Origin of the sequence: Rhodococcus mengyinensis, assembly GCF_048381435.1 — a bacterium.
Classification (GTDB): domain Bacteria; phylum Actinomycetota; class Actinomycetes; order Mycobacteriales; family Mycobacteriaceae; genus Rhodococcus_F; species Rhodococcus_F opacus_D.
The window spans coordinates 59,194-71,852 of the sequence record NZ_JBLWIT010000092.1 but is presented as its reverse complement, the minus strand read 5'-3'; the positions used below and the strand labels follow the sequence as shown (position 1 = coordinate 71,852).

General features: G+C 69.5%; 1 protein-coding gene. It reads left to right on the top strand.

Annotated elements, in window-relative coordinates:
• A partial coding sequence (locus ACNJ7E_RS17940) for an amino acid adenylation domain-containing protein (protein ID WP_418340581.1) occupies positions 1–12,654 on the top strand: 12,654 nt, incomplete at its 5' end.
• Between the last annotated feature and the right edge of the window lie 5 nt (positions 12,655–12,659).

The following is a 12,659-nucleotide window of genomic DNA, read 5'->3' as shown; positions in this document are numbered from 1 at the left end:
CACAATCTGTACGGTCCGACGGAGGCGTCGGTGGATGTGACGTTCCACGAGGTCACGGGGGCGGATCGGACGGTGGTGCCGATCGGGGTGCCGGTGTGGAATACGCAGGTCTACGTGCTCGACGGGCGGTTGCGGGTGGTGCCGGTGGGGGTGGCGGGGGAGTTGTATCTCGGGGGTGTGCAGTTGGCGCGGGGGTATCAGGGGCGGCCGGATTTGACGGCGGATCGGTTCGTGGCGAATCCGTTCGGTGCTGGGGTGGAGGGTTCGCGGTTGTATCGGACGGGGGATCGGGTTCGGTGGTTGCCGGGTGGGGTGTTGGAGTATTTGGGGCGTACGGATTTTCAGGTGAAGTTGCGGGGTCAGCGGGTCGAGTTGGGGGAGATCGAGGCGGTGTTGTTGCGCCGGGAGGATGTGGCGCAGGCGGTGGTGGTGCTGCGCGGTGATGGGTCGTCGGGTGATTATCTGGCGGGGTATGTGGTGCCGGTGGCCGGTGCGGTGGTGGACGAGCGGGTGGTGCGGGAGTCGGCTGCGGTGGCGTTGCCGGGGTTCATGGTGCCGTCGGTGGTGGTGGTGCTGGCGGAGTTGCCGGTGACGGTGAACGGCAAACTCGATCGAAAATCCCTGCCCAAACCTGACTTCGGCACGCGCACGATCGGATATCGCGCCCCCACCACACCCGCGGAGGAAGCGATCGCCACGGCCTTCGCCGCCGTCCTCGATGTCGATCGCGTCGGGGCCGACGACAGCTTCTTCGACCTCGGGGGAGACTCGCTCAGTGCCACCCGGGCAGTGGGACGCATCAACAGCGCACTGGACACGACTCTGGGTGTCGCGGCGCTGTTCGACGCACCCGTGGTGTCCGATCTGGCCGTCCGGATCGACTCGGACGTGAGGACGAGTTCCGCCTCCCCGCCACTCACCGCGACGGCGCGGCCCGAGCGGATTCCCCTTTCCCTCGCGCAGCAGCGCATGTGGTTCATCAACCAATTCGACACCTCCTCACCGGCCTACAACATTCCGGTCGCCCTCGACTTGGACGGCGCGGTGGACCTGTCTGCGCTACGAGCGGCACTCGGCGACGTCATGGACCGCCACGAGTCGCTGCGGACCGTGTTTCCCGGTTCCGCCGACGGACCCCGGCAGGTGATCGTCGATTCCGAGCTCGCGACCCCTGACCTCGAACCGGTCCCGGTTGCCGAAGGGGCCCTTCACGACTCGCTCACCGCATTCTTCGGCGTGGGATTCGATGTCACCGAGGACCTTCCGATCCGGGTGCGACTGTGGGAACTCACTCCCGAACGGCACGTTCTCGCCCTCGTCGCGCACCACATCGCGGCCGACGGCTTCTCGATGGCACCTCTCGCGCGGGACGTGATGCTCGCCTACACCGCCCGCGCGCAGCAGCAGGCACCCGGCTGGGCGCCGCTGCCCGTGCAGTACGCCGACTACAGCCTGTGGCAGCGAGCGGCTCTGGGCACCGAAGACCAGCCCGATTCGATGATGTCCGGGCAACTCGGCTATTGGGCGCGGACGTTGTCGGGCATCCCGGACGTGCTGCCACTGCCTCTGGATCGGCCACGACCCCTCCAGCGGTCGCTCCTCGGAGACGTCGTCCCGTTCGACATCCCGCCCTCCGTCCACAAAGCTCTGACCGAGCTGGCACGCCAGCACAATTCGACGCTGTTCATGGTGGTGCACGCCGCGCTGGCCGTGCTGCTCGAGAGAGTGTCGGGATCGGACGACGTGGTGGTGGGAACCCCGATCGCGGGCCGGGGCCACGCGGCACTCGACGACGTGGTGGGAATGTTCGTCAACACGCTGGTGCTCCGCACAGCGGTGGCACCAGGATCGTCGTTCGCCGACGTGCTCACCGACGTGCGGTCGGCGGACCTCGGCGCGTTCGAGCACGCAGACCTCCCCTTCGAGCGTCTGGTGGACGAACTCGCACCCGAGCGGTCCACCGCGCACTCACCCCTGTTCCAGGTGTTGATCGAATTCCAGAACGCCACCCGCACCCACCTGGAACTGCCCGGGTTGACCGCCCGGTCGCTCGACGTCGATCTGGACGTCGCGAAGTTCGATCTGCAGCTGAGCCTGGTGGAGCGAGTCGACGAGCAGGGGGTTCCGGCCGGGATCGGCGCCGGCCTCCGCTACGCGACCGACGTGTTCGATCGTGCGTCGGTACAGAGTTTCGCGGAGCGCTTCGTGCGCGTGATCGAGGCCGTGACCACCGACCCGGCCACACCCGTCGGGGACATCGACATCCTGCACGCGCCCGAACGCGAGCTCGTGCTCACCGCCGCGCATCGGCCGGGGACCGACGTCCCACCGCTGTCGCTCGTGGACGCGTTCGATCGCATGGTGGCATCCGCGGGCGACGCCGTCGCGGTGCGCTGCGACGGCGCGTCGATGACATACCGCGAACTCGACGACCGGGCCAACCGGCTCGCGCGACTGCTCGTGGCGAAGGGGGTAGGTGCGGAAACGCTGGTGGCGGTGGGAATGACGCGGTCGGTCGACCTCGTCGTGGCGCTGCTCGCGGTGGTGAAGTCGGGCGCCGGTTACCTTCCGGTGGATGTGGCCTCTCCTACCGAGCGGTTGGTGTTCCTGCTCGGCGACGCCCGGCCGGAGTGTGTGCTCACCACGACCGCGGACGCCGCGACCTTCCGCGGCGCCGGGGTCCCGGTGGTGGTGCTGGACGACCCCGAAACCGTGACTGCGCTGCAGCAGTTCTCGTCGCTACCGGTGACCGACGACGACCGTCGTACTCCACTGCACCTGGACTCGGTGGCGTACGTGATCTACACGTCCGGTTCCACCGGGCAGCCGAAGGGCGTGCAGGTCTCGCACCGCAACGTGATCACGTTACTGGCGAACACCCAGACGCTGTTCGGATTCGGACCGGCCGACGTGTGGACCATGTTCCATTCCGCCGCGTTCGACTTCTCGGTGTGGGAAATGTGGGGAGCGCTCGCACACGGTGGCCGGCTGGTGCTGGTGGACTATTTCACGGCGCGCTCACCCGAGAAGTTCCTCGAACTCCTGCGCGTCGAAACCGTCACGGTCGTGAATCAGACCCCCACCGCCTTCTACCAATTGGCGGAGGCCGATCGCCTCGCCGGTGGTCCCGGCCTGTCGTTGCGATACGTGATCTTCGGCGGGGAGGCCCTCGAATTCGGCCAGTTGCGGCGCTGGTACGCACGCCGGGGCGACGCCGCGCCGGTCCTGGTCAACATGTACGGCATCACGGAAACGACCGTGCACGTCAGCCACCTGCCGATCGACCGGGACCTCGTCGAGGAGGAATCCGCATCGGTGATCGGCCGGGGACTGCCAGGGCTGCGCGTGAACGTGCTCGACGGTCGACTCCATCCGGTGCCGCCGGGCGTGGTCGGGGAGATGTACGTCTCGGGTGCGCAGGTTTCGCGCGGCTACCTGGGCCGGGCCGCCCTCACGTCCGGCCGATTCGTCGCCGACCCCTTCACTCCCGGCGCCCGGATGTACCGGTCCGGCGACCTGGGCAGGTGGAACGGGCACGGACAGCTGGAGTACCTCGGCCGCAACGACCTCCAGGTGCAGGTGAAGGGCTACCGGATCGAACTCGGTGAGGTGGAGTCGGCGCTGCTCGCGTGCGAGGGGGTGGCGCAGTCTGCGGTGACGGCACGCGGGGACCGGTTGGTGGGGTACGTGGTGCCGGAGACCGGCGCCGCGATCGACCCGGCCGCGATCATCGATGCGGCCGCGGTGCGATTGGCGTCGCACATGGTGCCGGCCGCGGTGGTGGTTCTCGACGAGTTGCCGCGGACGGTGAACGGCAAACTCGATCGGAAAGCCCTGCCCGAACCGGACTTCGGGCAGCGGGTGACCGTGGGCCGCAGCCCGGTCACCGAGACCGAACGGATCCTCGCCGACCTGTTCGCGGAGGTCCTCGGCCTCGACTCGGTGGGGGTCGACGACTCGTTCTTCACCCTCGGCGGGGATTCGATCATGTCCATCCAACTGGTCACTCGCGCCAAGGGCGCCGGGATACTGATCTCGCCGCGCGAGGTGTTCGAACGAAAAACCGTTGCCGGGCTGGCCGCGGCGGCCGGGACGGAAGACGAGACCGCTGTTCTCGACGAATTGCCGGGAGGCGGGATCGGCGAGATTCCGCTGACCCCGATCGTGCGGTGGATGCTCGCCCGGGGTGGGGATTTCCGCCGCTACTCGCAGTCCGCACTGTTCACGCTGCCCGCCACGGTGGACGAACGCACCCTGACGGAAGCTCTGCAGGCCGTGCTGGATCGGCACGACCTGTTGCGGGCCCGGCTGTACCGCACGTCCCGCACCGAAGAGGGCTGGTCGATGGAGGTGCAGACGGAAGGGTCGGTGCGGGCGGCGACCGTTCTCCGCCGGGGGCGGATAGGCGATGTCGGCGCCGAACTGGACAGTGCCCTCGACCGGCTCGACCCGGAATCGGGCGTCATGATGCAGGCGGTCTGGCTGGACGGGGCCGAACACCCGGGTCGCGTGCTGATCGTCGTCCATCATCTGGCGACGGACGGTGTGTCCTGGCGGATCCTGATCCCCGACCTCGCGGCGGTGTGCGCGCAATTGCAGTCCGGCGCGGCACCGGCGCTGGAGCCACCGGGGACGTCGATGCGCCGGTGGGCGCACGCACTCGCCGACGCCGCGCGTGAACCCCAGCGCACCGCCGAGGTCGAACTGTGGCGGGGAATGCTGCACGCGCCCGACCCGCTGCTGGGGTCGCGCCCGGTGACCGCGTCGGACACCGCCGAGACGGCCGCGGACATCGCGGTCCGGGTTCCTGCCCCGTTGACCGAGACGCTCCTGACGACCGTGCCGCGGGCCTTCCACGGCAGTGTGGGAGATGCGCTGCTGACGGCGCTGACCATGGCGCTGACGAGTTGGCGGCGACGACGCGGGATCGAACTGTCCGGCGCGCTGGTCAGTCTCGAGGGACACGGTCGCGAGGAGCAGCTGGCGCCGGGCGCTGATCTCGCGCGCACGATCGGCTGGTTCACGACGATCTTCCCGGTGCGACTCGATCTGAGCGGGGTCGACCTCGACGACGCGTTCGCCGCAGGCCCGTCCGCGGGGGCCGCGGTGAAGACCGTGAAGGAGCAACTCCTCGCCGTTCCCGACCACGGCATCGGTTTCGGACTTCTCCGGTACCTGAACGACGAGACGGCGCAGGTTCTTTCGCCGCTGCCGATGCCTCAGGTCAGCTTCAACTATCTCGGCAGGATGGGCCCGACCTCCACGGCGACCGCGGAGGGGTGGGTGCCGGTCGAGGAACCCGGACTGCGCGAGAAGTCGGCGGTGCCCGTCGCGGCCGTCGTCGACGTCAACGCGATGACCGTCGACTCGGGCGACGGCCCCCAGCTGAACTCCACGTGGACGTACCCGCCGGGCGTCCTCACCCACGAGGAGGTCGAGGAACTCGCGCAGCTGTGGGTGCAGGCACTCGCTGCTCTCGGCGCGCATGCGGAGTCGGGTGGCGGCGGGTTCACACCGTCGGATCTCGATCTCGTCGAACTGCGGCAGGATGCGATCGAGGACCTCGAACACGTCTGCCCGGACCTGACGGACGTGTGGCCGCTGTCGCCCCTGCAGTCCGGCATGCTCTTTCACTCCGAACTCGCCGACGACTCCCTCGATGTCTACCTGGTGCAGGTGAGCCTCGAACTCGAGGGCACCGTGGATCCGCGTCGACTGCGCCGCGCGGCCGATGCGCTGCTGGCCCGGCACGCCAATCTGCGCGCCTGCTTCCGGCACGACGCCGAGGGCAACGCCGTCCACGTGATCCGGCGACGGGTGGAGGCGCCCTGGCGCGACGTCCCACTCACGGCTCTGGACGAGGACGCCGCGGCGGCCGAGGTTGCGCGACTGCTGGCCGAGGACAGGGTCCGCCCGTTCGACCTGACACGTGCCCCGCTGATCCGGTTCATGCTGATCGCGACCGCGCCGAACCGCTACCGGCTGGTGTCGACCAACCACCACATCCTCCTCGACGGCTGGTCGATGCCGTTGCTGGTCCGGGAATTGCTGACGCTCTACGCCACCGAAGGGGACCCGTCGCCGCTGCCCCGCGTCCGCGGGTACCGCGACTACCTGGCGTGGATGAGCCGCCGAGATCACGGCGCCTCCCGGGAGGTGTGGGCTCGGGCCCTCGCCGGGGTGGACGGACCGACGTTGCTGGCCCGCTCGGATCCGGGACGGCGGCTGTCCACGATGTCCGACGAGTTCGTCTTCGACCTGGACGAGGACCACACCACACGCCTGCGTGACGTCGCGCGGTCGCGTGGCCTGACGGTCAACACGCTCGTGCAGGTCGCGTGGGGGATTGTGCTGGGTACGCTGACCGCCCGCGACGACGTGCTGTTCGGTGCCACCGTTTCGGGGCGGCCTCCCGAACTGGCCGGCATCGAGACGATGGTCGGACTGTTCATCAACACCCTGCCCGTCCGGGTCAGGCTGCGCCCCGACGACACGGTGGGTGCTCTGCTCGAGCGCGTGCAGGCCGAGCAGGCGGCATTGCTGGATCACCACTACCTCGGGTTGGCCGAGATTCAGAGTGCAGCCGGGCCGGAGGTCGGATTCGACACGCTGACGGTGTTCGAGTCGTACCCCGTCGACCGCGCCGGGCTCTCCACCGAGACCGACATCGCCGGAATGCGCGTCACCGGAGTGGATGCGCGCGATGCGGCCCATTATCCGCTGAGTCTCGTGGCATCCGTCGACGCTCGTCTGCGCCTGAAATTCGAGTACCTCCCGGACGTCTTCGACACGGACACCATCGACGACATCGCCGGACGCGTGCTGCATGTACTCGACGCGTGCGCTCGTCCGGACCAGCCGCTGGCCGCGCTGTCGCTGCTGACCGACCGGGAGCGCGCCGACCTGGTGCCGGTCCGCGGCCGTCCGGGCGGGTCGACCCGCACGCTGCCGCAGATCCTCGACGAGGGGGCCGCGCTCGATCCGGGCGCGATCGCACTGTCCTCCGAGGACGGCGTCGTGAGCTACGGCGACCTCGACGAGCGGTCGAATCGCCTAGCGCGCGCACTCATCGCTCGTGGGGCGGGCCCGGAGACATTCGTGGCCATCGGGATACCGCGGTCCCTCGACTCCATTCTGTCGGTGTGGGCGGTGGCGAAAACAGGTGCGGCGTTCGTGCCGATCGATCCGAACTACCCCGACGAGCGCATCACCCACATGCTCGTCGATTCCGGAGTCACCCTCGGCGTGACCACGACCGAACACCGAGGCCGGCTCCCGGGCACCGCGCACTGGCTGGCCCTGGACGAACCCGGCTTCGCGACCGAGTGCGCCGAGCGCCCGGCGGCAGCCGTGACCGATGCGGACCGGAACGGTCCGGTCACGCTGGACACCGCCGTGTACGCCGTGTACACGTCGGGGTCCACGGGTGTGCCCAAGGGCGTGGTGGTCACCCATCGCGGACTCGACAACTTCGCTCTCGACCAGCTCGAACGTTTCGGTGCGACACCGCAGTCCCGTACTCTGCACTTCTCCACCCCGAGTTTCGACGGGTCGGTGTTCGAGTACCTGCAGGCCTTCGGTGCCGGTGCGACGATGGTGATCGTTCCGTCCTCCGTGTTCGGCGGCGAGGAACTCGCGCGGCTGCTGGCCGACCGGAGCGTCACCCATGCCTTCATCACCACCGCTGCGCTGGCGTCACTCGATCCGGCCGGGCTGGTGCAGCTCACGGACCTGGTGTTCGGCGGCGAGGCCTGCCCACCCGAACTCGTCGCCCGCTGGGCGCCGGGCCGCCGGCTGTACAACGCGTACGGACCGACCGAGACGACGATCATGTCCAACATCAGCGAGCCGATGGTCCCCGGGCACCCGATCACCATCGGCGGCCCGATCCGCGGGGTGACGGAACTGGTGCTCGACTCCCGGCTGCAACCGGTCCCCGTGGGAGTTCCCGGCGAGTTGTACCTTGCCGGCGCCGGCCTGGCCCGCGGCTACCACCGCCGACCGGCACTCACCGCCGAACGGTTCGTCGCCGACCCCGTCCGCCCCGGCGAGAGGATGTACCGCACCGGCGACATCGTGCGGTGGACGGCAGACCACAGCATCGAGTACGTGGGCCGCACCGACTTCCAGGTGAAGGTGCGCGGCTTCCGCATCGAACTCGGCGAGATCGACTCCACCCTCATGTCGGAGCCGGACGTCGGATTCGCCGCCACTCTCGCGCACCGCGGCCCCGCGGGAGACACCTTGCTGGTGTCGTACGTCGTTCCGGCGTCGGGTCGCTCCCTCGACCCGGCCGTACTCACCCGGCACCTGGCGGACCGCCTGCCGTCCCACATGGTGCCCACCTCCATCACGGTGCTGGAGCGCATTCCGCTGACCGCCGTCGGCAAGCTGGACCGCACGGCACTGCCCGAACCCGACCTGCTCTCCGGGACAGGGCACGACCGGGTTCCGGTCGGTCCGATCGAGGACGCGGTGGCCGTCGTCTTCGCAGAGGTACTCGGACTGGCGCGCGTCGGCGCCGACGCCGGTTTCTTCGACATCGGTGGCAACTCCCTGAGCGCCACCCGGGTGATGGCACGGCTGCGCGCGCTGCTCGGCACCGACTGCGGGGTGCGGGATCTGTTCGAGGCGCCCACGGTCGCCGCGCTGGCGGCACGAATCGAGCACGCCGGCGCCGGGCCGTCCGGACGTCCGGTGCTCGCGGCCCGCACCCGGCCCGAGGACATCCCGCTGTCGTACGCGCAGCAGCGGATGTGGTTCGTCAATCAGCTCGACACCACCTCGGCTGCCTACAACATCCCGATCGTGGTGTCACTGAGCGGGGACCTCGATGTGGGATCGCTGAACTCGGCACTCACCGACGTCGTCGCCCGGCACGAGTCGCTGCGCACGATGTTCCCGGTCCGCGGGGACTGGCCGGTTCAGCAGATCCTGCCCGCCGAGGGTGCGGTGCCCACTCTGACCCCCGTCCCCGTCGCGGACGAGCACGGCCTGCGGAAAGAGCTGACCCGGCTGGTCACGGCGGGTTTCGATGTCACCGCGCGGATCCCGCTGCGGGCCGGACTGTACTCGCTGAGCGACACCGAGCACGTACTCGCCGTGGTGGTGCATCACATCTCGGCGGACGGGTTCTCGATGGTCCCGTTGGTGCGCGATGTGATGACGGCGTACGGCGCCCGCGTCGGCGGCGGCGCACCCGATTGGCCACCCCTGCCGGTGCAGTACGCCGATTATGCCCTGTGGCAACGGGAGTCGCTGGGTTCGGGCGACGACCCCCGGTCGCTGATCTCGCGGCAACTCGACTACTGGACGACCACCCTCGCCGGCGCCCCCGACCTTCTGGAACTCCCCACGGATCGGGATCGGCCGTCCCAGCAGTCCTTCCGCGGCGCGCGCATCCACTTCTCCGTCGACAGCGACTTGCACCGTCGCATCAGCGAACTGTCGCGACGTCTCGGCTCCACCGAATTCATGACGGTGCACGCCGCCCTCGCGGTGTTGCTCAGCCGTCTCGGGGGAACCCCCGACGTCGCGGTCGGCACCCCGATCGCCGGCCGGGGAGACCCCGCACTCGACGACCTGGTGGGCATGTTCGTGGGCACGCTCGCCCTGCGCACACAGGTGGACGCCGCCGAGTCGTTCACGGCCCTGGCCGCGCACTGTCGCGACGTCGACCTCGAAGCCTTCGCCCATGCCGACGTTCCGTTCGAGCGGGTGGTGGACGCGGTCGGCCCGACCCGATCGACGGCGTATGCTCCGCTCGTCCAGGTCTCGCTGGAATTCCAGAACAACGAGCGACCGGTGCTGACGCTGCCGGGACTGGAAGTCCGTGGAATCGATCCCGGGCTCGCCGTGGTCAAGGTGGATCTCGAATTCCTCCTGGCGGAGGAGTTCGACGCGAACGGTGCGCCGGCCGGGATGAACGGCGCCGTCGACTTCGCGACCGATCTCTTCGACCCCGACACGGTCCGCGGCTTCGCCGGCCGCTTCGTGCGCATCCTCGACGCCGTCACCGAGAATCCGGACCGGCCGATCGGCGACCTCCCCCTCCTCGACGCGGTGGAGTTGCGGGCGATGGTGCCTGCCCGCGGCGAGCCGCAGGTGCGCCCCGAGCTGTGGCCCGATCTGCTGACGGCCGCCGCCGCACTCGCCCCGGACTCGGTGGCCCTGTCCCTCGGGGACCGCCGGGTCAGCTACCGCCAACTCGACGAGTGGTCCAACCGGGTGGCCCGGGTTCTCCGCGGACGCGGGGTGGGACCGGAGACGTTCGTGGCAGTCGGAATGCCCCGGTCGATCGAGTCGGTGGTCTCGATCTGGTCGATCACCAAGGCAGGCGCGGCGTTCGTGCCCGTCGACCCCGCCTACCCGCGCGACCGCATCGACTACATGCTCACCGATTGCCGGGCTGCGCTCGGCCTCACCGTGAGAAGTCGCCGGAGCACCCTGCCCGACACCGTTCCGTGGCTGATCCTCGACGACGAGGACTTCACGGCGCAGGCGTCGGCCGTGTCGTCGGCACCGATCACCGACGCGGATCGGACGAGTCCGTTGCACCTCGCTCACCCGGCCTATCTCATCTACACGTCGGGGTCGACCGGAAGGCCGAAGGGCGTCACCGTCACCCACCGGGGTATGGCCGATTTCACCGCGGAGACGCACCAACGGTTCGAGGTCACCCGCGAGTCCCGGGTCTCGCAGTTGGCGTCCCCGAGTTTCGATGCCTCGGTGTTCGAGCTGATGATGGCGTTCGGCGCGTCGGCGCGCGTCGTGATCGTGCCGCCTGCCATCGTCGGGGGCAGCGAACTGGCGGATCTGTTCCGTCGCGAGCAGGTGACTCATGCGACCATCACGCCGACCGCACTGGCGGCCCTCGACAACGACGGACTCGATTCGCTCCGGGTCCTGGACCTGGTGGGCGAGGCGTGCCCGCCGGAGGTGGTGGCGCGGTGGGCGCCGGGGCGGAGCCTGCACAGCGGGTACGGGCCCACGGAGACCACGATCCAGGCGAGCGTCAGTGCCCCGATGCGTCCCGGCGAGAGCGTGAACATCGGGGCACCCGCCCGGGGATTCGCGTTCCTGGTCCTCGACGAGCGGCTGCAGCCGGTCCCGGTCGGTGTGCCCGGCGAGTTGTATATCGCCGGACCGGGTATGGCACGGGGGTACCACAATCGGGCGGCGCTCACCTCGGAACGCTTCGTGGCCTGCAACTTCGGGGAACCGGGGTGCCGGATGTACCGGACCGGTGACGTGGTGCGCTGGCGTGAGTCGGCGAGCGCACTCGAGTACATCGGGCGCAGCGACTTCCAGGTCAAGGTCCGTGGATTCCGTATCGAACTCGGGGAGATCGACGCCGTGCTCGCCCGTCACCCGGCGGTTGCCTTCGCCGCCAGCGTCGGTCACACCGGCCCGTCCGGTGACACCGTGCTCGCCTCGTACGTGCGGGCTCAGGACGGGCAGGAGGTGGAGCCCGCGGGACTGCGCACCTACGCGTCCGAGCGACTGCCCGCCCACATGGTGCCGTCCGCGGTGGTCGTACTCGATCGGATTCCGATGACCCCGGTGGGCAAGCTCGACCGGAAGGCGTTGCCCGCCCCGGAGTTCGGTTCGACCGGTGCGACGTTCCGGGCACCGGCCACGGAGAACGAGCGCATCGTCGTGGACGCCTTCGCGGAGGTTCTCGGGGTGGACCGGGTGGGCACCGCGGACAGCTTCTTCGATCTCGGTGGAAATTCGCTCCTCGCCACCAGGATCGTCAGCGCACTGCAGGCCGCGCTGGACCGGAGGGTTCCGCTGCAGTGGATGTTCCTCGACCCGACACCGGCGGGGATCGCCCGCCGCCTCGACCTGCCGCATCGGAGCGCCGGTATGGGAGAGGCACTCGCCGTGGTGATTCCGCTGCGTGCGCACGGAAGCGGGCGACCGTTGTTCTGCGTGCACCCGGGCATCGGCCTGTCCTGGGGGTACGCCGGTCTGGTGCAGTATCTCCCTCCCGGCCGGCCGGCGTACGGACTGCAGCTGCCCACGATCAGCGATGACGGCGACTACCGGACGATCGAACAACTGGCCCACCGCTACATCGAGGAAATGCAGGCCATCCAGCCCACCGGCCCGTACGACCTGCTCGGCTGGTCGCTCGGCGGGGTCATCGCGCACGCCATGGCCGTCGAACTGCAGGCAGCCGGCGAAGAGGTCGCCACACTCGCCGTCATGGACAGCTACCCCGTGGGCGGCGAGGACCCGCCGGCCGACCGGCTGGAGATCCGGGACCTCCTGCGCGGGTTGGGACTCCAGACCGAGGGGGACGGTGAGATGACCTACGAGCACGCCGCGCGGTTGATCGACGAATCGTTCGGGACCGAGACCGGAGTGCGAGGGCACGACCTCGAACGCATCGCCGCCGGGTACGAGAGTTCGAGGTGGCTCGCCCACCACTTCGTGCCCCGGGTGTACGACGGGGATCTGCTCATCTTCCCCGCCACGCGCGACGGGAACGGCACGACCCGGGCTCGGTCGGCGGACGAGTGGCGGCCGCTCGTGACCGGCCGGATCGACGAGCAACCCGTGGACTGCGGGCACAACGAGATGATCGAGCCGCAGTCGCTCGCCGTCATCGGGCCGATCCTCTCGCGCGTGCTCTCCGAACGGCCGTGAATCGG